Source organism: Methylorubrum populi (genome assembly GCF_002355515.1).
In the GTDB taxonomy this organism is placed as follows: Bacteria; Pseudomonadota; Alphaproteobacteria; order Rhizobiales; family Beijerinckiaceae; genus Methylobacterium; species Methylobacterium populi_A.
The window spans coordinates 1,862,856-1,886,462 of record NZ_AP014809.1; the positions used below are offsets into that span (position 1 = coordinate 1,862,856).

Annotated in this window: 23 protein-coding genes and 1 riboswitch; of the genes, 12 read left to right on the top strand and 11 right to left on the bottom strand. The window is 69.6% G+C overall.

The window, feature by feature from the left end; genetic code table 11:
• Nucleotides 1-24 precede the first annotated feature (24 nt).
• From MPPM_RS08565 to MPPM_RS28520, 6 genes are all read left to right on the top strand, one after another.
• On the top strand, nt 25-726 hold the full coding sequence (locus tag MPPM_RS08565; RefSeq protein WP_096484686.1) for a MotA/TolQ/ExbB proton channel family protein: 702 nt from the start codon (nt 25-27) through the stop codon (nt 724-726).
• Between the two features lie 85 nt (nt 727-811).
• On the top strand, nt 812-1,273 hold the full coding sequence (tolR, locus tag MPPM_RS08570) for a protein TolR (RefSeq protein WP_096484687.1): 462 nt from the start codon (nt 812-814) through the stop codon (nt 1,271-1,273).
• A gap of 55 nt (nt 1,274-1,328) precedes the next feature.
• Entirely contained in the window at nt 1,329-2,414 is a 1,086-nt protein-coding gene (locus MPPM_RS08575) for an energy transducer TonB family protein (protein ID WP_096484688.1), read from the top strand.
• 97 nt (nt 2,415-2,511) lie between these two features.
• Complete coding sequence (locus MPPM_RS08580; protein ID WP_096484689.1) at nt 2,512-3,153, top strand: metallophosphoesterase family protein; 642 nt, start codon at nt 2,512-2,514, stop codon at nt 3,151-3,153.
• A 130-nt stretch (nt 3,154-3,283) separates the two neighbouring features.
• Complete coding sequence (locus tag MPPM_RS08585) at nt 3,284-3,610, top strand: hypothetical protein (RefSeq protein ID WP_096484690.1); 327 nt, start codon at nt 3,284-3,286, stop codon at nt 3,608-3,610.
• A gap of 179 nt (nt 3,611-3,789) precedes the next feature.
• Nucleotides 3,790-3,930, top strand: coding sequence for a hypothetical protein (locus MPPM_RS28520; RefSeq protein ID WP_173807896.1), 141 nt, complete (start codon nt 3,790-3,792; stop codon nt 3,928-3,930).
• Nucleotides 3,931-3,985: 55 nt separating this feature from the next.
• On the opposite strand, the gene MPPM_RS08590 is transcribed toward MPPM_RS28520, so the two are convergent.
• A complete protein-coding gene (locus MPPM_RS08590) occupies nt 3,986-4,228 on the bottom strand; it encodes a hypothetical protein (protein ID WP_096484691.1) in 243 nt (80 codons plus the stop codon).
• A 176-nt stretch (nt 4,229-4,404) separates the two neighbouring features.
• On the opposite strand from MPPM_RS08590, the gene flaF reads away from it, so the two are divergent.
• On the top strand, nt 4,405-4,779 hold the full coding sequence (flaF, locus tag MPPM_RS08595) for a flagellar biosynthesis regulator FlaF (protein WP_096484692.1): 375 nt from the start codon (nt 4,405-4,407) through the stop codon (nt 4,777-4,779).
• 319 nt (nt 4,780-5,098) lie between these two features.
• Here the strand turns inward: flaF and MPPM_RS08600 are convergent, their stop codons facing one another.
• Nucleotides 5,099-5,446 carry a flagellar protein FlaG gene (locus MPPM_RS08600; protein WP_096484693.1) on the bottom strand — a complete coding sequence of 116 codons (348 nt, stop codon included), beginning with the start codon at nt 5,444-5,446 and terminating at the stop codon, nt 5,099-5,101.
• A 231-nt stretch (nt 5,447-5,677) separates the two neighbouring features.
• Entirely contained in the window at nt 5,678-7,570 is a 1,893-nt protein-coding gene (thiC, locus tag MPPM_RS08605; RefSeq protein WP_096484694.1) for a phosphomethylpyrimidine synthase ThiC, read from the bottom strand.
• A gap of 73 nt (nt 7,571-7,643) precedes the next feature.
• Nucleotides 7,644-7,749, bottom strand: a riboswitch (TPP riboswitch).
• 268 nt (nt 7,750-8,017) lie between these two features.
• On the opposite strand from thiC, the gene MPPM_RS08610 reads away from it, so the two are divergent.
• Entirely contained in the window at nt 8,018-8,278 is a 261-nt protein-coding gene (locus MPPM_RS08610) for a hypothetical protein (protein WP_096487784.1), read from the top strand.
• A 9-nt stretch (nt 8,279-8,287) separates the two neighbouring features.
• Here MPPM_RS08610 and trhA read toward each other — a convergent pair whose 3' ends face one another.
• Entirely contained in the window at nt 8,288-8,965 is a 678-nt protein-coding gene (gene trhA, locus MPPM_RS08615; RefSeq protein WP_096484695.1) for a PAQR family membrane homeostasis protein TrhA, read from the bottom strand.
• A gap of 378 nt (nt 8,966-9,343) precedes the next feature.
• A complete protein-coding gene (locus tag MPPM_RS08620) occupies nt 9,344-10,489 on the bottom strand; it encodes a COX15/CtaA family protein (RefSeq protein WP_096487785.1) in 1,146 nt (381 codons plus the stop codon).
• A gap of 183 nt (nt 10,490-10,672) precedes the next feature.
• On the opposite strand from MPPM_RS08620, the gene MPPM_RS08625 reads away from it, so the two are divergent.
• The gene (locus tag MPPM_RS08625; protein WP_096484696.1) at nt 10,673-10,879 is read left to right on the top strand and encodes a DUF2842 domain-containing protein; all 207 of its coding nucleotides are present in this window, start codon (nt 10,673-10,675) and stop codon (nt 10,877-10,879) included.
• 110 nt (nt 10,880-10,989) lie between these two features.
• Entirely contained in the window at nt 10,990-11,436 is a 447-nt protein-coding gene (locus MPPM_RS08630) for a hypothetical protein (RefSeq protein ID WP_096484697.1), read from the top strand.
• A 161-nt stretch (nt 11,437-11,597) separates the two neighbouring features.
• Here MPPM_RS08630 and MPPM_RS08635 read toward each other — a convergent pair whose 3' ends face one another.
• A complete protein-coding gene (locus MPPM_RS08635; protein WP_096484698.1) occupies nt 11,598-12,650 on the bottom strand; it encodes a polysaccharide deacetylase family protein in 1,053 nt (350 codons plus the stop codon).
• A gap of 201 nt (nt 12,651-12,851) precedes the next feature.
• Here MPPM_RS08635 and MPPM_RS08640 point away from each other — a divergent pair, with 201 nt between their 5' ends.
• On the top strand, nt 12,852-14,054 hold the full coding sequence (locus MPPM_RS08640; protein WP_096484699.1) for a GNAT family N-acetyltransferase: 1,203 nt from the start codon (nt 12,852-12,854) through the stop codon (nt 14,052-14,054).
• Nucleotides 14,055-14,066: 12 nt separating this feature from the next.
• Here MPPM_RS08640 and MPPM_RS08645 read toward each other — a convergent pair whose 3' ends face one another.
• The 5 genes from MPPM_RS08645 to MPPM_RS08665 form a co-directional block, all read right to left on the bottom strand.
• On the bottom strand, nt 14,067-14,282 hold the full coding sequence (locus tag MPPM_RS08645) for a hypothetical protein (protein ID WP_096484700.1): 216 nt from the start codon (nt 14,280-14,282) through the stop codon (nt 14,067-14,069).
• A 132-nt stretch (nt 14,283-14,414) separates the two neighbouring features.
• Entirely contained in the window at nt 14,415-18,167 is a 3,753-nt protein-coding gene (metH, locus tag MPPM_RS08650) for a methionine synthase (protein WP_096484701.1), read from the bottom strand.
• A 222-nt stretch (nt 18,168-18,389) separates the two neighbouring features.
• Nucleotides 18,390-19,313 (bottom strand): methylenetetrahydrofolate reductase [NAD(P)H], encoded by a 924-nt coding sequence (gene metF, locus MPPM_RS08655; protein ID WP_096484702.1) that lies wholly within the window; start codon nt 19,311-19,313, stop codon nt 18,390-18,392.
• A gap of 45 nt (nt 19,314-19,358) precedes the next feature.
• Nucleotides 19,359-20,375, bottom strand: coding sequence for an ArsR/SmtB family transcription factor (locus MPPM_RS08660; protein WP_096484703.1), 1,017 nt, complete (start codon nt 20,373-20,375; stop codon nt 19,359-19,361).
• A gap of 105 nt (nt 20,376-20,480) precedes the next feature.
• Nucleotides 20,481-21,686 (bottom strand): patatin-like phospholipase family protein, encoded by a 1,206-nt coding sequence (locus tag MPPM_RS08665; RefSeq protein WP_244573520.1) that lies wholly within the window; start codon nt 21,684-21,686, stop codon nt 20,481-20,483.
• A 349-nt stretch (nt 21,687-22,035) separates the two neighbouring features.
• Here MPPM_RS08665 and ispG point away from each other — a divergent pair, with 349 nt between their 5' ends.
• Complete coding sequence (ispG, locus tag MPPM_RS08670) at nt 22,036-23,364, top strand: flavodoxin-dependent (E)-4-hydroxy-3-methylbut-2-enyl-diphosphate synthase (RefSeq protein ID WP_096487787.1); 1,329 nt, start codon at nt 22,036-22,038, stop codon at nt 23,362-23,364.
• Nucleotides 23,365-23,607: the final 243 nt, after the last annotated feature.

A 23,607-nucleotide genomic window follows, 5' to 3' on the forward strand; every position in this document is an offset into this window, starting at 1 on the left:
CACAGGAGCCACGAGGAGTCACACATGGATCCGACGTCCGTGCCCGCCGAGGCGGTCGCTACAGCCCACGACATGTCGTTCATCGGCCTGTTTCTTCAGGCCGACCCGATCGTCAAGAGCGTGATGATCCTGCTCGTGGTGGCCTCGCTCGCCTGCTGGACCGTCGTGTTCGAGAAGCTCGTGCGCCTCTCGGCCGCCAAACGGCAGGCCAAGGCCTTCGAGGCGATGGTCCGCTCCGAGGGCACCATCGATACGGGGCAGAAGGGCATTGCCGGCCACGTGGTCAAGGCGGGCCTCGACGCGTGGCGCGACCAGGATTCCAGCGAGAGCCGGGCCGAGCGCCGCGAGCGCATCGAGCGGGCGATGAAGGGCGCGCTCGGCGTCGAGGTGAAGCGTCTCCAGGCCGGCCTATCGCTCCTGGCGACCTCGGGCTCCACCGCCCCCTTCGTCGGCCTGTTCGGCACGGTCTGGGGCATCATGAACTCGTTCTCCTCGATCGCGAAGAGCCAGGACACCAGCCTCGCGGTGGTGGCCCCCGGCATCGCCGAGGCGCTGTTCGCCACCGCCATCGGCCTCGTCGTCGCGATCCCGGCGGTGATGGCCTACAACAAGCTCTCCGGTGACGTCGCCCGCATCCAGTCGGGCTTCGTCTCCTGCATCGCGGTGCTCGGCAACCGCCTCGCCCGCGACCGCGGTCCCCACGCCCGGGCCGCGGCGGCCGAGTAGCTCCATCCTTCGCTGAACCCAGAAACCTTCGCGGCGCCTGCTGAAAGCCCGGCAGGCCGCCGCCGACACCCGGGAGGGCGAAGCCATGGCCATGGGAACCGCTCGTTCGGCGAGCGACGACGAGGACGGCCTCGACGCGACGCCGATGTCCGAGATCAACGTCACGCCGATGGTCGACGTGATGCTGGTGCTGCTGATCATCTTCATGGTCGCGGCGCCGCTGATGACGACGGGCGTGCCGGTGCAGCTGCCGAAGACGACCGCCGCCAAGGTGGCGCAGTCGCAGAAGCCGCTCGAAGTCTCCATCGACAAGGACGGCAATCCGTTCATCGCCAAGGACGGCTTCACGCCGGAGACGATCCTGCCGCGGCTGAAGCAGCTCAAGGCGGAGAACCCGGATCAGGTCGTGCTCGTGCGCGGCGACCGGGACGTGCCCTACGGCAAGATCATGGAGGTGATGGGCCTCGTCGGCCAGGCGGGCTTCACCAAGGTCTCGCTGATCGCCCAGTCGGGCGGCGGCGCGCCGGCCGCAGGAACCGCCCGTTAAGCCGATGGCCGCTCCCAAGCCCGCCCCGAGCAAGCCTGCCCCGAGGGCCGCTGCCATGCCGACGATGCCGGCTTCGATGCCCGCTCCCCTGCCCGGTCCGACGGGTCACGGGCTTCCCTCGGGACCGTCCGAGGGAGGCGGCCAGGGCCGCCTCGCGGCCGCCTTCGCCCTGGCCCTGGCCCTGCACGCCGCGGGACTGCTCGGCATCGCCTACCTGCGCCTGACGCCGCCCTCGCCGCCGGGGGACCAGGAGATCACGATCGATCTCGCGCCGCAGATGATGGAGGCCGAGACCCAGGCACCCGCCGAAACCCAGCGCTCGGAAGCCATCCCCGAGGAGGCGAAGCCCGAGGGCGAGCCGGAGACGGTCGAGCCGGTCGAGACGCCGGAGGCGGTGCAGCCGCCCCCGCCCACCGAGATGACGCAGGTGATGCCGGAGGAGGCGGAGCCGCCGCCTCCGCCGCCGGAGGCCGTTGCCGAGGTTCCGCCCGACACGCCGCCCCCGCCGCCGGAGGAGCAGATCATCGCCTCCGAGGCGCCGGAAGCGGAGCCGCTGGCGCCGCCCCCGCCCGTGGTCGCGAAGACCGAGCCGCCCAAGCCGGATCCCAAAATCGAGGAGCGCCGCAAGGCCGCGCTGGAGAAGAAGCGCGAGGCCGAGCGCGAGGCGCGCCGCAAGGAGATCCTGGAGAAGAAGCGCGAGGAGGCCCAGAAGGAGGCGCGGATCAAGGCGGCCAAGGCCAAGGCCGAGCGCGACGCCGCCCGGCGCGCCCAGGCCGCGCAGGCCGGCAATGCGCAGCGCAACTCCGCCGCGACCTCGCGTCAGAGCGCGACGGGATCGTCCGCCTCGGCCAGCGACCCCAACGCCATGGCGGCCTGGAAGGGCTCCATCGCCGCGACGATCCGTGGCCGGATGAACCGCGAGGCCGCGGCCGGGACCAGCGGCGGCGTGGCCACGGTGCGGTTCACCGTGAGCCGCTCCGGCGCGGTGAGCGGCGCGGCCGTGGTCGGCAGCAGCGGGATCAGCGTCATCGATAGCGCCGCGCTCGCGGCGGTGCGCGGCGGCCTTCCGCCCGCACCCGCCGGTGTGACCCAGCCGAGCCTCGCGGTCACCGTGCCGCTGCGCTTCAGCCCGGGCCGCTGAGCCCCGAGCGCCGGATGCGGGCGCTGAAGCCCGCATCGTTCGCCCCTCCGCCGCGTTGTCCCGCTCACAAGCGGGCGGTGCGGCGGATGAGCGGCGGATGACGGTCTTCTTCACGAGCGACACGCATTTCGGGGATCCCCGGATATTGCGGATCGACCGCCGCCCTTTCCCGGACCTGCCGACGCACGACGCGGCCCTGGTCGCGGCCTGGAACGCCGTCGTCGGCCCCGACGACACCGTCTGGCATCTCGGCGATTTCGCCCTTGGGCCTCCGCCGGAGCGCATCACGGCCCTGCTCGCCGCGCTCCACGGCCGCAAGCATCTCATCATCGGCAACAACGACGGTCCCGCCACCCTGTCGGCGCCCGGCTGGACCTCGGTGGCGCATTACGCCGAGACCGAGGTCGAGGGCCGCCGGCTCGTGCTGTGCCACTACGCGTTCCGGACCTGGAACGGCCTCGGCCGGGGCGCGATCAACCTGCATGGCCATTCCCACGGCCGGCTGAAGCCGATTCCGCGCCAATACGATGCCGGCGTCGATGCGCAGGGCCTGCATCCGGTCACCCTCGACCAGATTCTCGTCTCCCGGCGCGGCCACGGCGGGCAAGGTCTCGGCCGCGACGGCGCCGTCGAGAGGCAGGGCCTATCGACAGGGCGATCGATCAAGTCCGAGCCGAGCGAAGGTTCCGCCAAGAAACGACGCAGATCCGATCGAAGACTTTCGGAACCATCCGCTTAGCGTCGCCGTTCAAAAGACCGATACGGACGGCGATGCAGGGGCTGCGGCAGTGACGACACTGTGAGTCCCGAAGCGTCGATCGATCCCTGATCTTCTCACGACTTTTGTTGAACCCAGCGTCGGTCTGCCCATGCGTCACCTCATGCGACACACCGCTCTCACCGGCCTCGTGGCCTCCCTCGTCGGTGTCTCCCTCGTCTCCTCCGCGCTCGCGGCGCCCGGCTGCATCGACGGCCGCCGCAAGATCCAGGAAGCCAGCGCCCTGCGCTATCAGGCCCGTCAGGAGGCGCGGCTCGGCAATCACGACCGGGTCTGCGAGACCCTCGACGAGATCGGTGACCGCTATCACGAGGCCCAGGACGCCTTCGAGGATTGCGGGGCCGACATCGTCTCGATCGACCTGCGCAGCGAACTTCGCTCCCTGCGCGTCGCCAAGCACGTGAATCGCTGCGACTGAGCGAGGGCACCTCCGCCCTCGACAGGACTGGACGCAACGCGGTGTTGCGAAAGCCGGAATCGCCCCGGGGACGGGTGTGGTCCCGCACCGCGAAGCGCTGCCTTAAGGCGCAGGTTCATCCCATCGAAACGACTCGCTTCGCGCCGGACGAAACCTCTCATCTCCCTCAGGATTTTGCCATGATCACCACCGACAGCACCCTGCGCCAGCCCTCCGCCGAGATGCGGACCGGCCCGTCCTTCACCGCGGCCCTCTGCGGGTTCCTCGGCAGCACGGTTGCGACGACGATGGTGATGTTCCTGCTCAGCAGCAGCGTCTGATCCGCCGCAACAGGCGCAGGTCCGGTGTCAGGACCCGACCCTCAAGGCACGATTGTCACGGCGCGACCGACCACAGGCGGCTGCGAGAGAACAGCATATCCGGATTGCCGACCGGCATGGCCGCCTTCGGCGCCGGGCAGCGCGGGGGCGTCTCGGGGCGCGGCGCTGGCGTGACCGCCGCCTGAGCGGCCGGCACGAGACCCAGCCGCAACTGCACCGTCGGATGCCGCGCGGCGGTGATGGTGACGACGCCGGCGATGATGCAGCCGGCCATCAATCCGAGGAAGAAGTTCGTCATCTGAAGCGGGTTCCGAACCCGGTGCGGCGCGGTTGGGCGACGAGGCCGGCCACGGCGAAGCACTCTCCCCCTTTCGGGGCGCCAATGGGGCAGAACCGTTGCATACGGGCTTTTAACAAACCGGATGCATGATTCGTCTGCGACCGGCCGAGGGCGGCGCAGGGAGAACTCCGATCATGCAGTACGCGGCCAATGCCTACGCGAAAGTCGCCCGCGTGGCGCTCTCGCCTCGGGAAGCCGAAGCCGCCGTTCTGCTGAAGGCCGCCGGACGTCTCCAAGCCCTCGGATCGCAGGTCGAGACGGGGCCGGCCCTCAACGAGGCCCTCAACTTCAATCAGCGGGTCTGGACGATTCTGGCTTCCGCCGCGACCGAGCCGAGCAGCCCGCTGCCGGTCGAGGTGCGCAACGGCATGGCCCAGCTCTCGACCTACGTGTTCCACACGATCATGGACACGATGATCGAGCCGACGACGGCGAAGATCGAGGCGCTGGTTTCGCTCAACAATCACATCGCGGCAGGTCTCCAGGGCGATGCCGGACCGGGGGCCTGACCCGGCCCGCCCAACCGGCCGAAGCCCTCGGCCGGATCTGAGTCGAGGCGCGCGAGGCGATCGCCGCGCCCCGCGTCCGGGCCGACCGCACCGAGTCGGTGTCTCTAGGCTGATCTCTCCAAGCCGATGCTCCGACGCGCCCGGCCTGTGACCGAAGCGAGCATCTCTCTGATCGGAGGGCGGCCTCGCCGAACGCATTGACGCGGCCGGACGCTGCGCGCGGTCCGCCCGCGGACCTCACCTGATCTCCGGACACGTCCCGGCAGCGCTCGCCCCGCCCTCGGCGAACCCTTCACGGTGCCGGCGCGACCGAATGCGCTCAGGCGGTCTTGGCGACGCGCTCGCCCGGATAGGGCGTTGTTTCCCGCGCGTAGGCGCGCGCCTTGAGGATCACCTCGTCGGGGATCTGCATCACCACGTCCCCGGTCTGCGGATCGGTGACCCGGAAGACGAGGCTCTCGCTCTCCGCATCGCGGATATAGGCGCGCCGTTCCGGTTCGGTGGGCTTCGTCTCGGTGCTCTCCGGGCTCACCGCGATGGTGACGGCCGGATCGAGCAGGCGGGAGGCTGGAGCTTGGTCGCGGACGGTCTCGGCGACGGGGCGAATGGGGGTGACCGGTGTGGTGGAGAGAGGCGGCGTCGTGGCCGCGGCCCTGATCGTGTCCATGGCTGCATTCCTTCGAGTTCCGGCACAGGGCCGGTCCTCAGGAAATTGCGTCCGTCGCTACCGGAGTCTTAAGGCCGGCGGCTTGTCCCCCGACAACGGCCGCCAGCCTGACTGAACCGTAAAGATTGCCTGAAGATTTTTCATGAAACGCGTCGGCGGACGCCTCACCTGGGATGGCTGCCCTTTCCGGGCAGCCATCCTCCGTTCGTCATCCTTCGTGCGTGGCGCCGTCTACTCCGCCGCGTCGACGTAGAGCTTGCCGCCCTCCGCCAAAAACTCCTGCGACTTCGCCGCCATGCCGGCCTCGCGCTCCTCCTCGGAGAGGGGCTTGGCCTGCCCGAGCACCACCCCGGCCTCCTCCATAGCGAGCACGTCGGCGCGCAGATCCTGCGTGATCTTCATCGAGCAGAATTTCGGGCCGCACATCGAGCAGAAATGGGCGACCTTGTGCGCGTCCTTCGGCAGGGTCTCGTCATGGAAACTGCGCGCCGTGTCGGGGTCCAGCGAGAGGTTGAACTGGTCCTCCCAGCGGAAGTCGAACCGGGCGCGGGAGAGGGCGTCGTCGCGCAGCTGCGCGGCGGGGTGGCCCTTGGCGAGGTCGGCGGCGTGGGCGGCGATCTTGTAGGTGATGACGCCGGTCTTCACGTCGTCGCGGTTCGGCAGGCCGAGATGCTCCTTCGGGGTGACGTAGCAGAGCATCGCCGTGCCGAACCAGCCGATCATCGCCGCACCGATGCCCGAGGTGATATGGTCGTAGCCGGGCGCGATGTCGGTGGTCAGCGGGCCGAGGGTGTAGAACGGCGCCTCGCCGCATTCCCGCAGCTGCTTCTCCATGTTGACCTTGATCTTGTGCATCGGCACGTGGCCGGGGCCCTCGATCATCACTTGGCAGCCCTTGTCCCAGGCGATCTTGGTGAGTTCGCCGAGCGTCTCCAGCTCGGCGAATTGGGCCGCGTCGTTGGCGTCGGCGATCGAGCCGGGGCGCAGGCCGTCGCCCAGCGAGAACGACACGTCGTAGGCCCGCATGATGTCGCAGATCTCGTCGAATCGCTCGTAGAGGAACGATTCGCGGTGCCCGGCGAGGCACCAGCGCGCCATGATCGAGCCGCCGCGCGAGACGATGCCGGTGGTGCGGCGCGCGGTGAGCGGCACGTGGGCCAGCCGCACGCCGGCATGGATCGTGAAGTAGTCGATGCCCTGCTCGGCCTGCTCGATCAGCGTGTCCTTGAAGACCTCCCAGTCGAGCTTGAGCGGGTCGCCGCCGACCTTCTCCAGCGCCTGGTAGATCGGCACGGTGCCGATCGGCACGGGCGAGTTGCGCACGATCCACGAGCGGATGTTGTGGATGTTGCGGCCCGTGGAGAGGTCCATGACCGTGTCCGCGCCCCAGCGGATCGACCAGACCAGCTTCTCGACCTCTTCCGCCGCCGAGGAGGTGACGGCGGAGTTGCCAATATTGGCGTTGATCTTGACCAGGAAGTTGCGGCCGATCGCCATCGGCTCGAGTTCGAGGTGGTTGATATTGGCCGGGATGATGGCGCGGCCCCTCGCCACCTCCTCGCGCACGAATTCCGGGGTGATGAAGGGCGGCACCGCCGCGCCGAAGCTCTGGCCATCGGCCAGCGCCGCCTCGGCGCGCTCCAGCATCTGCTCGCGGCAGGCGTTCTCGCGGTGCGCGACGTAGATCATCTCCTCGGTGATGACCCCGGCGCGGGCGAACTCGTACTGCGTCACCATCTGGCCGGGTTCGGCCCGGCGGATCGTGCGCTCGGCCGGGCAGGGCGCGACGAGCTTATCGGCGGAGGCGAACCCGTTGTCCTCGGGCTTCACATCGCGGGGCTTCACCGCCGCGTAGCCGCGCCCGACGATCCAGGGCTCGCGCACCGGGACCAGACCCTTCTCAAGGTCGATCGCCGCGTCCGTCTCGGTGTAGGGGCCCGACGGGTCGTAGACCCGCACCGGCTCCTCTTTCGGATCGGACAGGGCGATCTCGCGGTAGGGCACGCGGATATCGGGGCGGCCGGGGGCCTCGGCGTAGACTTTTCGCGAGCCCTGGACCGGGCCGGTGGTGACGCTGGCAGGGTTGCCGTTGGGGAGATCTTTGGGACGGACGGGTGCGTTCATCGCTGTCGCTCCTGATAGGGGAGGCGACCCGTGGTCCCGACGATGGTGCGGATGGCCGATGCTGTTTCGAGCAGCGGCCAGTGGTTCCCGTCCCTCCGCCGGTACGAGCCGGATCAGGTTCAAGGGTCAGGGCGCCAGCCCACTCTCAGCCCCCTCACGGGGCCCCCCTCGGAACGGTTCCAACCTCTTCCCTGCCGCGATCCTTGTCAATGCATCGCCGAAGCAGGCCGATTCGGAGGAAACATTTTTCCGCTTCGGAGGGCGTCCCCTGTCACGGCAGGAGCACAGCGCGAAGCTTGATCGGTTGCCGCGGATCCGAGCCACGCTTTCGACGAAAAACTCACCAATTGCGGCGGCAACTCCCGTTTTGCGGCCGCCTGATGCGGCATGGGTGTGGATGACGTCCGCTCGGCGGGTGGCCATGCGCCCGCCTTTTCGCGACACACGATGGCGATGAGCACGATCATCCCTTTCCGCCGCCCTGCCCCCGCGACGCCGGTCCGCACCGGCTGCGACGTGGCGGCCGTCGCGGGCGACCTTCTGGTCGTGCTGGATCAGCTCGAGGGGCTGGTGGCGCGGGCGGCCCACATGGACCGGCCGCGGATCGAGGTGGAGCGCAGCGTGCAGCACCTGCTCGACGCGATCAGCGCGGTCGAGCGGGCCTCGGACACGCTGGGCGAGGGCGGCAGCATCTCCGAGCCGGCCTGATCGACAGGCTCAAGCGGCGTTCAGAACGCTCGTGATGATCGTTCCGTAGTGGCACGCGGTCGCGGCGAGCACGAAGGCGTGCCAGATCGCGTTCTGGAACGGCAGGCTCCGCCAGACGTGAAACACCACGCCCACGGAGTAGAGCAGGCCGCCGACCGCGAGGAAGCTAAGCGCCGACGGGCTGAGCCCCGAGATCACTGATTCGTAGGCGAGCACGCCGCTCCAGCCGAGCATCAGGTAGAGCACGATCGAGACCCGGTCCCAGCGGCCGGGCATCAGGATCTTGATGGCGATGCCGGCGAGCGCCACCGTCCAGATCAGGGCGAGCAGGGTCCAGGCGACGGGGCCGGATCCCACCAGCGCCACCACCGGCGTGTAGGTGCCGGCGATCATCAGATAGATGAAGGCATGGTCGAGCCGTCGCAGGATCCACTTGCGCGGGCTCACCGGCCACATGTTGTAGGCGGCGGATGCACCGAGCATCGCCAGCATCGCGGTACCGTAGACCAGCAGAGAGGCGCGCTCGATCCAGCCGAGATGCGTCAAAGTCGCCGTGATGATCAAGCAGATCGCGCCGAGAAGACCGAGGGCGAGGCCGGCGATGTGAACCGCACCGTCGGCGCGCAATTCGCGCGGCGTGTAGTTCCAGGTCAGCGCAAGCGGGCGTCCGTCCTCGGCCAGAAACATCCTCTGCTCCCGTGTTGGCGAGGTATTCAATTCTATAGAAGGGCGAGTCGTTCCATCCTCCAACTACCGAGAAAGCCGTCTTCCACCGAAATTGCCTGTGCGACGACTGGCCGCCAACCATTGCGCCGCAGGATAAGGCGAATTTTATGCTGCATCGCAGTCAGCCAGGCCGCTGTTTCCAGCATCGGGACCGACGGCGACGGTTTCGTGACCCTGCCCGGCTGCCGAGGCAGATTTCACGCCAGACGGGCGGGATGATGCGGGCGCGTCCGTTACCAAATCCGGTCGCCCCGTTCGGGCGATGGATTTGCGCTTCGGTCAGATCCCGTCATGCCTCGCGCGACGGGCCTCCTCGGACGCCGCGCGCGCCGGCCCGGCTCATGCGCCGCGGCCGGCGAGCGTTTCGAGGCCGATCGGCACGTCCTCCGCCTCGGGCGCGGCGGCGGCGGGAACGCCCAGACTGAGGCGGGCATGGACGGTCGCCATGATCAGCACCGCCATGGCGAAGACCTGATGCGCGAGCCCGGCCCAGAGCGGCACCTGCAGGAGCAGGGTCACGATGCCGAGGCCCATCTGCGCCAGCGCCAGCACCGCCACCCCGATCGCCCGGCCGGCCGCGCTGCCGGGCGCCGCCCGGCTGGCCTGGACCGCGTGGGCGATCGCCGCCAGCACCAGGAGATAGGCGAAGAGGCGGTGGTTGAACTGCACCAGGGCAAGGTTGTCGACGAAGTTCTCGATCAGCGGGACCTTGTCGAACAGCACCCGGGCCGGCGGCACGAGGGTGCCGTCCATGTCGGGCCAGGTGTTGTAGAGAAGGCCCGCCTTCGAGCCGGCGACGAGCCCGCCGAGCCAGATCTGGACCAGCACCAGCACCGGCAGCAGGCCGGCGAAGAACCGCACCGGCTCGGGTGCGGGGGCGAGCGCCCGGGGGCGGGTGCCGGCGGCGAGCCAGACGAGGCCGGCCAGGATCAGGCTCGCGGTGGTGAGGTGGAGCGCGAGCTTGAGCGGCGCCACCGCCGTCATGCCGGGCTGGAGGCCCGAGGCGACCATGATCCAGCCGATCGCGCCCTGGAGCCCGCCGAGCAGGCCCAGCCCGAGCAGGCCGAGCAGCAGGCGCCGCCCGAGCATGCCGCGGATCCAGAACCACGCGAAGGGCAGGAAGAACAGGAGGCCGACGATCCGCCCGAGCAGGCGGTGGCCCCATTCCCACCAGTAGAGCGTCTTGAATCCGTCGAGGCCGATGCCCTGGTTGAGGATGCGGTATTGCGGGGTGTCGCGGTACTTGTCGAACTCCACCGCCCAGTCGCCGGCGCTGAGCGGCGGGACCACGCCGGTCACCGGCCGCCACTCGGTGATCGAGAGCCCCGAGCCGGTGAGCCGCGTCGCGCCGCCGACGGCGACCATCGCCACCACGAGCACGGCGAGCAGGTAGAGCCACGCGCGCACCGCACTCTGTCCGGGGCGGTACGCGGCCGCCGGGACGGCATCGAAGCGGTCAAGGGGCGGGTTTGTCGACAGTTTCATGGTCTCGCGCGTCAAGTCCGGCGGCCGGGATCGTTCGGGTGTGGCTTACGGGAAGCGCCCCCCCGCGCGCAACGCGGCCTATGACGCAGGCCCCCTGCATTGCGGCGCCCGGGCGGGACCGGTACGACCCGTCTCGGCGCGCGGACCGGCGCGCCGTCCCGACGCGAGAGAACGAAGGCCCCCATGCGCCGCCGCACGCGCACCCTGCTCGGAACCTTCGGGATCCTGGCCTTCGTGATCGTCTACGCGCCGCTCGCCATGGCGCTCGCCGACAGCCGCATCTCGCAAACCCATCCGGCGGTGCAGACGGTGATCTACTCGATCCTCGGCATCGCCTGGATCTTCCCGCTGATGCCGCTGATCCGCTGGATGGACCGTCCGGACGATTAGGCCTTCGAACGCAGACGGACACGGCGGGCCCCTTTTTTCGCCGCACTCGCTGGCGAAAAGGCGGGACGTCCTACGCTCAAGGTTCGTCTTCCGAAGGTCGCCCGCCACCCATGCGCCCCTCCCCGCGCCGTCCCGCGCTTTCGTTCCGGCCGCATCTCCTCGTCGCCTCGCTCGTGATCCTCGCCGCGCCGCTCGCCGTCCTCAGCGCCGCCGCCCAGGGAACACCGCGCTCGATGGCCGAGTGCGAGCGGCTGAAGAACGACCTCGCCTACAACCAGTGCCTCGCGATGTTCGGCCCACCCGCCCGCAACGTCGCCAGCGGCGGCGGCTATGTCAGCGGGAACGACGCCCCCGCCAGCACCTCCTCCGTCGCCTCGACCGCGACGATTCCCGGCATTCCCTCGATCGAGGAGCCCGATGTCGAGCCGGTGCGGCGCCGCGGACGGCGCTCCGGCCGCCGCGGGCGGGCCAGCGCCAGCTTCGATGTCGGCAGCGCCGATGTCGGGACGGGGGAATCGGAGGGCGGCTCGTCGCGCTCGCGCCGTCGGCGCCGCTAACGCGTCTTCCGTGTAACGAATCCGGAGCGACACTTTCGTATCGTTTCCGGGTGATGACTTGAGGACGGCCGCCGTCCCCTCCTCTCCCCGCGCGCAGGGAGAGGGGAAGCCGCTGCAACTAATCTGATTAACTGGAAATGCTCTGAGACGATCGTCGCCGCTCACGCCACGTTGAGACGGCGCCCGCGGTTCCAGGCCAGGAACGGCACGCCGGAGAGAAGGCTCGCCAGCGCCGCCTCGGTCTGGTGCAGCCCGTTCACCGAGACCCGCGGCAGGGCGTGGGGATGCGCGGCATGCTCCGCGAAGAGGTGGCCCGGCCGGGTCGTCACCGCGGTGGCGAAGCCGAGTCTTTTCGCAAGTTCGAACTCGCGCGGTCCCGCCGAGGTCGGGTCTCCGACCGGGTAGGACAGGTGGCGCACCGGCCGGCCCAACTCCGCCTCGATCCGCGCGCGACTCTCGGCGATCTCCCGCTCCGCGACGGCGAAGTCGTGCTTGGCGAGCATCGGGTGCGAGAGCGTGTGCGCGCCGATGGTCACGGCCGGGTCGCGGGCGAGATCGCGCAGGCCGTCCCAGGTCAGGCAGAGTTCGCGGGCGATCGCGCCCGGCTCGAACCCGGCCTCGCGGCACAGAAGGGCGATGTCGTCCAGCAGCACCGCCTCCGGGCCGGCGCGCAGGGTGCGGTAGGCCGTCTCGAAGGCGGCTGTCTTCTCCGCGTCGGTGCGGGCCGGCAGGACCAGCCCTGAGCCGAGCCGCACCGCGTCGAGCCGGGCGACCGCCCGCTCCAGTTCGAGCCACCACAGCCGCCCGCGCCCGTCGGCGAAGTCGCTCGTCACGAACAGCGTCCAGGGCGCGCCGTGCCGGGCCAGGACCGGCCGGGCATGCTCGGCATTGTCGCGGTAGCCGTCGTCGAAGGTCAGCACCGCGAAGGGTTTTCCGCTCTCCGGGACCGCGAGCCGCTCGGGTAGGCGGTCGAGGGCGATGAGTTCGAAGCCGCGGGCGGCGAGCCCCGCCAGCGTCCGGTCGAGGAAGGCCGGGGTGATCGACAAGAGGGCGTTCGGGGCGAAGCCCGGCACCGGCTCGGGGCGCACGTGGTGGAAGGTGAGGATCACCCCGCGCCCGCGGGCGGCGGGGGCGAGCCAGCGGTCGGCGCCGGTGGCGGCGATCGCCCCGAAGCCGGCGCGGAACAGGCGGTGTCGGGTGCGGGGCGAGAGCATGACCCGTCTCGGCTCGAAACACCGGGCGGCCCCGGCCGGAGCGCAGACTAGCGGCGGACGCGAAAAGCTTTCGTTACCCATCCCCGAAGGTCGGCCCGACGCGTCAACCGGAGCTTGAGGGCGGGGCGGCGAGGATCGCCGGCAGCGATTTTCACGCGGCCGGCCCGTCCGGGACGGGCGCCCGCGCCGGGGGAGACGGGCATGGCGGTTCTCGCCGAGGATCTGGGACGCGCCGCGCAGGCGGCTTCGCGGGGCCGCGACGGCCTCACCGCGGAGGTGTTTTCGGAGCCTGCCGCAGTCGAGGCTCTGTGGCGCGGCTTGGAGGCCGATCCGGGCGTGCTGATGACGCCCTACCAGCGCTTCGACTGGGTGGCGGCCTATCTCGGCGCCGGGATCGATGCGGGCGAGGTGCCCCGAATCCTCGTGCTGCGCGACGCGCACGGACGGGCGCGGATGCTGCTCCCGCTCACGATCGGGCGCCGCGGCCCCTTGCGGGTGGCGCGGATGGTCGGCGACCGGCACGCCAACTTCCACATGCCGCTCTTCGCCTCCCGCGAGGCGGCGGCGATGCCGGCCGAGGATCTGGCCGCGGCCCTGGTCCGGGCCGGCCGCGCGGCGGGCATCGACGCCTTCGCCTTCCGCAACCAGCCGCGTTTCTGGGACGGAACTCCGAACCCTCTGGCCGTGGGCGGCCTGCCGGCGCCGAGCGACGCCTACGGCATGCTGCTCGGCCCCGACGCCGAGGCCACCCTGCGCCGGGTGTTCAGCGGCGACACCCGCAAGAAGCTGCGGGCCAAGGAGCGCAAGCTCGTGGAGTTCCTCGGACCGGTCGAGCACCGCGTCGCCGGGACGCCGAAGGCGGCGGCCGAGATCCAGGCGGCGTTCTACGCGCAGAAGGCGGCGCGCTTCGCCAGTCTCGGCGTCGCCGACCCTTACGCCGACGCGGCGGTCCGCCGCTTCATCGCCGCCGCGACCGCCGACGGCGCGGCGGGCGGAACCCCGGCGATCGAGGTCCACGCCCTGGTGGCGAGCGAGACCGGGTGCATCCTGGCGACCTTCGGCGGCGCGGTGGACGGCGCCCGCTTCTGCGGGATGTGGACGTCGTTCGACACCGATCCGGATCTCGGCCGGTTCAGCCCCGGCGAGATTCTGCTGCACCGACTCGTCGGCCATCAGGCGGCGCAGGGGCGGCGCGCCCTCGACCTCGGCGTCGGCGAGGCGGGCTACAAGGCCAAGACCTGCGACGAGACCATCGAACTCGTCGAGCAGACCCTGCCGGTGAGCCCGGCAAGCCATGCGCTCGCCCTCGCCTCGCGGCTCGCGGTGCGGCTCAAGCACCGGATCAAGCGCTCGCCGCGGCTCTGGGCGGCGGCCCAGAACCTGCGGCGGCTGCGGCGTCGTTGACGCCTCCGGAACTCAGTTGCCGCGGTTGACGATGGAGGGCAGCGAGGGCTGCGTGTAGGCGCGGTTCACGTCCCGGCGGGTCTGGGTTCCGTTGGTATCGGAAGACTGACGGAAGTTGCTGGGCTCGAAGGTCGAAGACAGGCTGCGGCCGCCGGAATCGGCGCTGTTGCAGGCCGACAGCCCGCCCGTGAGGAGAGCGGCGGCGAGGACGAGGAGCGTGGGACGCATCGGGACTTCCTGTCGAAGGCGGGGCAGCCCCGCGGGTCGGGCGGAAGGCGTGCCGCGCCCCGCCACCCCTCGGCAAGGGAAAAGTGGCGGCGCGGGAGCGTTCCCGCGCCGAGTGTGACCTATTCGGCGTGACTACTCGGCCGCGGCCTTGAGGTAGCGGGCCGGGTCGTAGTTGAGGATCGGCCCGAGCCAACGCTCGACCGCGGCGATGTCCATGCCCTTGCGCAGGGCATAGTCCTCGACCTGATCGCGCTCGACCTTGGCGACGCCGAAATAGTGCGCCTCCGGATGGGCGAGATAGAGGCCCGAGACCGAGGAGCCCGGCCACATGGCGTAGGACTCGGTGAGCCGCACGCCGATGCGGCTCTCCGCCTTGAGCAGATCGAACAGCGTGACCTTCTCGGTGTGGTCGGGCTGGGCCGGGTAGCCCGGCGCCGGCCGGATGCCGTCATACTTCTCGTGGACGAGGTCGTCCGCCGTGAAGCTTTCATCCGGGGCGTAGCCCCAGAACTCCCGGCGGACGCGCTCGTGCATCCGCTCGGCGAAGGCCTCGGCGATGCGGTCGGCGAGCGCCTTGACGAGAATCGAGCGGTAATCGTCGTTCGCCCGCTCGAAGCGCTCGGCGATGCGCACCTCCTCCAAGCCCGCCGTCACCACGAAGGCGCCGACATAATCGGCGATGCCGGTCTCGGCGGGCGCCACGAAGTCGCTGATGCAGGTGTTGGGACGCCCGTCGCGCTTCGACAGCTGCTGACGCAGGCCGTGGAAGGTCGCGAGCGTCTCCTGCCGGCTCTCACCGGTGAAGAGGCGGATGTCGTCGCCGACGCTGTTGGCCGGCCAGAAGCCGATCACCGCCTTCGGATTGAACCAGCGCTCCTCCACGATCTGCTTGAGCATCGCCTGCGCATCCTCGAACAGCGCACGCGCCGCCGGGCCCTGCTCGGGATCGTCGAGGATCGCGGGGTAACGGCCCTTGAACTCGTAGGTCTGCAGGAACGGCGTCCAATCGATATAGGGGACGAGGTCGGCCACCTCGTAGGAGCCGTAAACGCGGGTGCCGGTGAAGCTTGGGCGCTTCGGCGCGTAGCCCGACCAGTCGATCTTGAAGGCGTTCGCGCGCGCCTTGGCGAGCGGCAGGCGCTGCTTGTCGGCCTCGGAGCGGCGATGGGCATCCGCCACCTTGGCGTACTCGGCCCGCACCCGCTCGATGGTCGTTCCGCGGGTCTCCTTCGAGATCAGGCTCGACACCACGCCGACGGCGCGGCTCGCATCGGTCACGTAGACCGCTTGGCCCCGCTCGTAGGCCGGGTGGATCTTCACCGCCGTGTGGACGCGGCTGGTGGTGGCGCCGCCGATCAGCAGCGGCATCTCCATGCCCTCGCGCTCCATCTCGGCGGCCACATGCACCATCTCGTCGAGGGAGGGCGTGATCAGACCCGAGAGGCCGATGATGTCGACATTTTCTTTTTTCGCCGTCTCGAGGATCTTGGCGGCCGGCACCATCACGCCGAGATCGATGATCTCGTAGTTGTTGCAGGCCAGAACCACGCCGACGATGTTCTTGCCGATGTCGTGGACGTCGCCCTTCACGGTCGCCATCAGCACCTTGCCGGCGGCCTGGCGCTTGCCGTCGCCGCCATTGGCCCGCTTCTCCTCCTCCATGAAGGGTTCGAGATAGGCCACCGCCTGCTTCATCACGCGGGCGGACTTCACGACCTGGGGCAGGAACATCTTGCCCGACCCGAACAGGTCGCCGACCACGTTCATGCCGGCCATCAGCGGGCCCTCGATGACGTGGAGCGGACGCTCGGCCTCTTTGCGCGCCTCCTCGGTGTCGGCGACGATGTACTCGGTGATGCCGTTGACCAGCGCGTGCTCGATGCGCTTGGCGACCGGAGCCTCGCGCCAGGAGAGGTCGGCGGTCTTGGCCTGGGCCGAGGCGCCGGTCTTGAACCGCTCGGCGGCCTCCAGCAGGCGCTCGGTGGAATCCTCGCGCCGGTTGAGGACCACGTCCTCGCAGAGTTCGCGGAGTTCGGCCGGGATCTCGTCGTAGACGGCGAGCTGGCCGGCATTGACGATGCCCATGTCCATGCCGGCCTTGATGCAGTGGAACAGGAACACCGCGTGCATCGCCTCGCGCACCGGCTCGTTGCCGCGGAAGGCAAACGACAGGTTCGAAACGCCGCCCGAGACGTGGGCATGAGGCAGGGTCTCGCGGATGGTGCGGGTCGCCTCGATGAAGGCGACGCCGTAGGGGTTGTGCTCCTCGATGCCGGTGGCGACCGCGAAGATGTTCGGGTCGAAGATGATGTCTTCCGGCGGGAAGCCGACCTGCTCGGTCAGGATCTTGTAGGCCTTGGTGCAGATCTCGACCTTGCGCTCGTAGGAATCGGCCTGCCCCTGCTCGTCGAAGGCCATCACGACCACCGCCGCGCCGTAGGAGCGGCACACCTTCGCGGTCTCGATGAACTTCTCCTCGCCCTCCTTCATGGAGATCGAGTTCACGATCGGCTTGCCCTGCAGGCATTTCAGGCCGGCCTCGATCACCTCGAACTTCGAGGAATCGACCATCACCGGCACGCGGGCGATGTCGGGCTCGGCGGCCACCAGATTGAGGAACTCGACCATCGCCTTCTGCGAGTCGAGCAGGCCCTCGTCCATGTTGACGTCGATGACCTGGGCGCCGGCCGCGACCTGATCGCGGGCGACGTCGAGGGCGGCGGCGTAATCGCCGTTGGTGATGAGTTTTCTGAATTTCGCCGAGCCCGTGACATTGGTGCGCTCGCCGACGTTCACGAAGGGAATCTCCTTCGTCAGAACGAAAGGTTCGAGGCCCGACAGCCGCATCAGACGCGGGATTTCCGGGATCTTGCGCGGCGTCTTGTCGGCAACGGCTTCCGCGATGGCGCGGATGTGGTCCGGCGTGGTGCCGCAGCAGCCGCCGACCATGTTGACGAGGCCGCTTGCCGCGAACTCGCCGACGAGCTTGCCCATCGCCTCCGGGCTCTCGTCGTAGAGGCCGAATTCGTTGGGGAGACCCGCATTCGGATAGGCGCAGACCAGCGTGTCGCAGATGCGCGACAGCTCGGCGATGTGGCCGCGCATCTCCTTGGCGCCGAGCGCGCAGTTGAGGCCGAAGGTCAGCGGATCGGAGTGGCGCAGCGAGTTCCAGAACGCGGCCGGCGTCTGGCCCGACAGCGTGCGGCCGGAGAGATCGGTGATCGTGCCCGAGATCTGGATCGGCAGGCGGATGCCGGTCTCGTCGAACACCTGCCACGCGGCGGCGATGGCCGCCTTGGCGTTGAGCGTGTCGAAGATCGTCTCGATCAGGATCAGCTCGGCGCCGCCGTCGATCAGGCCGCGCACCTGCTCGACATAGGCCTGTTTGACCTGATCGAAGGTGACGGCGCGGTAGCCGGGATTGTTGACGTCCGGCGAGATCGAGAGCGTGCGGTTGGTCGGGCCGATGGCGCCGGCGACGAACCGGCGGCGGCCGTCCCGCTCTTCCGCGAGCTTCGCCGCCTCGCGGGCGAGGCGTGCACCTTCCGCGTTCAACTCGTGGATGATCGATTCCATGCCGTAATCGGCCTGGGCGATCGTGGTGCCGGAGAACGTGTTCGTCTCGCAGACATCGGCGCCGGCGAGGAAGTAGTCGAGGTGGATCTGCCGGATCGCGTCGGGCTGCGTCAGGATCAGGAGGTCGTTGTTGCCCTTCTGATCGTGGCCGTGATCCTTGAAGCGCTCACCCCGGAAATCCTCTTCCGTGAACTTGAGGCGCTGGATCACCGTACCCATCGCCCCGTCGAGGACGAGGATCTTTTCCGAGGCGCGCTGGCGCAGCGCGCGCTCGATCTCGGTGCCGTCGACGGGGGGGAAAGCGGTCATTCTTGCTATCTCGCAGTGATCCCAGAAGCCGCGATGCCGATGACCGGAGGCGGTTTGGGCTCTGTCTGTCGGGTGTGCGATTCGAGGCGACGCCTCGATACCTCTTTTGGCCTCGTGCCGTCATCGCGGGCGTGGGCGAAGCCATCCAGCCCGCCTGGTTGGCGCAGCCTGTGGCCGGATTGCCTCGGATGGCCTTCGCTTCGCCACGCAGCGCGAGGTGCCTTACGCCGCCTTCGCCGCCGCCACCTTGGCCGGCGCCTGCGAGCGCAGGCCGAGCAGATGGCAGATCGCGTAGACGAGATCCGAGCGGTTCATCGAGTAGAAGTGGAAGTCCTCCACGCCCTCGTCGACGAGGTCGAGCACCTGCTCGGCGGCCACCGCCGCGGCGACGAGGCGGCGGGTCTCGATGTCGTTGTCGAGGCCCTCGAAGCGGGCGGCAAGCCAGTAGGGCACCGAGGCGCCGGTGCGGCGGGCGAAGCTGGCCGCCTGCTTGAAGTTCTGCACCGGCAGGATGCCCGGGATGATCGGGATGTCGATGCCGGCCGCGCGCACCTTGTCGAGGTAGCGCAGATAGATCTCGTTATCGAAGAAGAACTGAGTGATCGCCTGATCGGCGCCGGCATCGACTTTGGCCTTCAGCGCGTCGATGTCGGCATCGAGCGAGGCAGCCTCCGGATGCTTCTCGGGGTAGGCCGAGACCGAGACCTTGAAGTCGCCGATCCGCTTGATGCCGGCCACGAGGTCGCAGGTCTGGGCGTAGCCGCCGGGATGGGGCCGGTAGGTGTGGCCGACGCCCTCCGCCGGATCGCCGCGCAGGGCCACAATGTGGCGCACGCCCGCATCCCAGTAGGACTGCACCACCGCGTCGATCTCCTCGCGCGTCGCGTTCACGCAGGTGAGGTGGGCGGCGGGCTTGAGGCTGGTCTCGCGCACCATGCGCGCCACGGTGTTGTGGGTGCGCTCGCGGGTGGATCCGCCCGCGCCGTAGGTCACGGAGACGAATTTCGGCTGCAGCGGCGCGAGGCGCTCGATCGACGACCAGAGGATCTTTTCCATCTCCTCGGTCTTGGGCGGGAAGAACTCGATCGAGACGCGGATCGGGCGGAAGCCGTCGCGGCTGGCGCGGTGCCGGGAAGCGCTGGGCATCTGTCGTCCCCTTCTTGAAGTCATTTCGTCGTGCGGTGTCGCGGCTCAGGCCACGGCGCGTTCGGATTCCGCCGTCCCGAAGCCGGCGGAGGCGTCGTGCGCCAGCCAGAGCGTGACGGTGAGAGGCAGTTCGGTGCCGTCCTCGGGCGCCAGATCGCGGCTCTCGACGTCGGAGAGGCCGGCCTGGACGAGCCAGCCCGCGACCTGATCCGCGGCGAAGCCGAGGCGGCGGTGGGCTTGGCTCTCGCGCAATTGTTCGAGATTGTGCGGCGCAAAATCGACGACGAGAAGGCGTCCGCCCGGGGCGACGAGGCGTGCCGCCTCCCGGAGCGCCCGGGCCGGGTCGTCGAGATAGTGCAGCACCTGGTGCAGCACCACGAGGTCAAAGCCGCCGCGGCCGAAAGGCGGCGCGTGCAGGTCGCCCTGGCGCAGATCGACCCGCGACAGGCCGAGCCGTTCGAGGTTCGCGCGGGCGACCGAGAGCATGGCGTGGCTCGAATCGAGCCCGGTGGCGCGGCCTGCCAGCGGCGCCAGCAGGCCGAGCATCTTGCCGGTGCCGGTACCGAGATCGACCACGTGGCGGATCGGCCGGTCGCCCAGGGCATCGAGCACCGCCGCCTCGACCGTGGCCTCGGGCACGTGCAGGGAGCGCAGCCCGTCCCACTTGGGCGCGAGCCGGGCGAAGAAGGCCTGCGCGGCCTCGGCGCGCTGGGCCCGCACCGAATCGAGCCGGGCACGATCCTCGGAGAGCGGCGGGGCGGCGTGGTCGAGCGCCGCGATCAGGGGCTCGACGAAACCGGTCGCGGCCTCGCGCAGGCGGAAGAAGGCCCAGGCCCCCTCGCGATGGCGCTCGATCAGACCGGACTCCACGAGAAGCTTGAGGTGGCGCGAGATGCGCGGCTGCGACTGGCCGAGGATGTCGGTGAGGTCGGAGACCGACAGTTCGCCCTCGGCGAGCAGCGCGAGGATACGCAGGCGCGTCTCCTCCGCCGTCGCCCGCAGCACGGCGAGCGCTTCGGCGAAGGGCACCGGGATCGTCCTGGGGCGGCTCTCGCTAGACATAAAGATATCTTTATGTGCGTAGCGAGATCGGCGCAAGAGAATTCTACGGCTTCCGGCAGAGGCGGCGCTCAGCCATGACCCCGTCCGCGAATCCGGCGGCCGCCGCTACTGATAGGCCTTCTTCAGGTCGAGCGAGCAGCGCAGGCCGACCTCGGCGTAACCCGTGTCGAGCCACGCCTTCGCCGCGCTGCGGCCCCGGTCGCGCAGGCGCTCGATGACGCGCCAGCGGGCGTCGAGGCGCGTGGAGGCGGCGTAGTCGTCGAGCTCGTCGGTGCCGTCGATGCGGTGGAGGAAGACCCGTTCCAGGCCCGGAACCTCGTGTCCGCCCTCTTCGATCAGGCCGTGCACGAAGTCGATGGCGCGCAGTTCCCGCATCAGGTTGGCGTTGAAGGTGATTTCGTTGAGCCGGTCCTGGATGTCGCGCGGCGAGCGCGGCGTCTCGCGGCGCTCGACCGGGTTGATCTGCACGAGCAGGATGTCGCGCGTGCTCGCCCCGTGCAGAGGGTAGAGCGCCGGGTTGCCGAGATAGCCGCCGTCCCAGTAGGGCACGCCCTCGATCTCGACCGCCTGGAACACGGTGGGCAGGCAGGCCGAGGCCATGAGGTGATCGGCGGTGAGGCGCTCGCGCTCGAATACGGCGAGCTTGCCGGTCCAGACATTGGTGGCGGAGACGAACACGTTGGCGGTCTCGGCCGCGCGCAGGCGATCGAAATCGACCGTGCGCTCCAGCGCTTCGCGCAGCGGATTGATGTTGAGCGGATTGGCCGTGTAGGGGCCGGGATTGAGCACCTTCAGCCACGCCTCGATGAAGGGATTGCCCTTCCAGACATGGAACAGGCCGTCGATCCAGCTCTGCTGCGCGGGCTTCAGGTCGGCATCCAGGCTCGCCTCGCGCCAGAACTTCGCGAGCGCCGCCCGCGCCCCGTCCGGACCGCCCGCGAGCCAGCCGTCCACGAGGACGACGGCGTTCATCGCCCCCGCGCTCGCGCCCGTCACCGCCTCGAAGGCGATGCGTCCGTCCTCGATCAGCGCGTCGAGCACGCCCCAGGTGAAGGCGCCGTGCGAGCCGCCGCCCTGGAGGGCAAGGGAGACCGCCTTCTCAGCCCGCGGACCGGCAAGGCCCCGGAAGCCGCTTCCGACCCGCGTCGAGTCCGCGATCGAATCGGTGATCGGCCTGGGGACGGCGGTCGCAGGATTGTGCGCGTCGTCGTGCAGCGTCTCGATGCGGGGCGCCTCAGGGTGCCGAGTCGCGGAGTGCCGAGTCTCGGAGTGCCGTGTCTCGGCGGGCTGATCGGGAGAGGGGCTGTCCATCGTGCCTCGCTCTGTTGTTGCGATGCATCCATAGATGGTGCATTGCGATAAAAAATCTGTGCGGTTCTTTGCCTCGCGCGCAGGCAATGCCATATGGGACGACGCGCGTGCACGGGCCGGCATTCCCGCCGGTCACCTTGCATCCCTGAGGCACACGCTCGACATCCGGCTCGGGATGCGACATGGAAGCGGCCTTGTATCGAGGCATGCTGCGCATCCGTTCGCGCGGGCGCGGCGCTGAGATGATCTCCAGGTCGCGGATCGCACCGGATTCGGATAAGATCGCGCCCGCGCCTGCGGGACGCCGAAGACCGGCACGCGCGGACGACTCTTGACCCGCGAAGGCACGATGGAAGTCATGGAAGCTCCCGACGCCCTGGCAAACCCGATCGACGCTCAGAGCCCCAATATGAAGGGGCCGGAGATCGCCGGGCCGGCACCGCGCCACCGCACCGTCGGCGTGCAGATCGGCGAGGGCGAGGGCGCCGTCACCGTCGGCGGCGGTGCGCCGATCGTCGTCCAGTCGATGACCAACACCGACACGGCCGACATCGACGGCACGGTGGCCCAGGTGGCCCAGCTCGCCCGCGCCGGCTCGGAGCTGGTGCGCATCACCGTCGACCGCGACGAGGCGGCGGCGGCCGTGCCGAAGATCCGCGAGCGGCTCGACCGCATCGGCGTGCACGTGCCGTTGGTGGGTGACTTCCACTATATCGGCCACAAGCTCCTGTCCGACCATCCGGCCTGCGCCGAGGCGCTCGCCAAGTACCGGATCAACCCGGGCAATGTCGGCTTCAAGGAGAAGAAGGATACTCAGTTCTCGACCATCGTCGAGCAGGCGATCAAGTACGGCAAGACCGTGCGCATCGGTGCCAATTGGGGCTCGCTCGACGGCGAGCTGCTGACACACCTGATGGACGAGAACGCCCGCTCGCCGAACCCGATCGACGCCCGCGCGGTGATGCGCGAGGCGATGGTGCAGTCGGCCCTGACTTCGGCCGACCGGGCGGTCTCGCTCGGCCTGCCGAAGGACCGCATCATCCTCTCGGCCAAGGTCTCGGCGGTGCAGGACCTCATCGCGGTCTACCGCGAGGTGGCGCGCCGCTCCGACTACGCGATCCATCTCGGCCTGACCGAGGCCGGCATGGGCTCGAAGGGCATCGTCGCCGCCTCCGCCGCCATCGGCGTGCTGCTGCAGGAGGGCATCGGCGACACGATCCGCTACTCGCTCACCCCTGAGCCCGGCGGCGACCGCACGGTCGAGGTGAAGGCGGCGCAGGAACTCCTGCAGACCATGGGCTTCCGCACCTTCGTGCCCCTGGTCGCGGCCTGCCCCGGCTGCGGCCGCACCACCTCGACGACGTTCCAGGAACTCGCCCGCGACATCCAGAACTGGATCTCCACCTCCATGCCGGAGTGGAAGAAGACCTATCCCGGCGTCGAGGGGCTCAACGTCGCGGTGATGGGCTGCATCGTCAACGGGCCGGGCGAGTCGAAGCACGCCGATATCGGCATCTCGCTGCCCGGCACCGGCGAGAGCCCGAGCGCCCCGGTCTTCATCGACGGCAAGAAGGCGATGACCCTGCGCGGCGCGACCCTCGCCAAGGACTTCGAGGCGATCGTGATCGACTACATCGAGCGCCGCTTCGGCCAGGGCAAGCGCGACGCCGCCGAGTGAGTTTGTTCGGTGAGACGGCCGCCTTCATCGCCCGCACGGGGGGATGGGGCGGCCGTCTTTCCGTTTCGGGACGGGTCGCCCGCTCCGACGCGCCTCTCTTCTTTCCGGCCGCCGCGATGTCCGGTCCGCGCCCCGCGATCCGAACCTGCCCCGCGCCGCCTCCGGCGCGCCGTTCCGTCGCGACCCGGCGCCCGCTCCGGCCCGATCGATCCGCACCACCGACGCATTCCCTTCATGCGAACC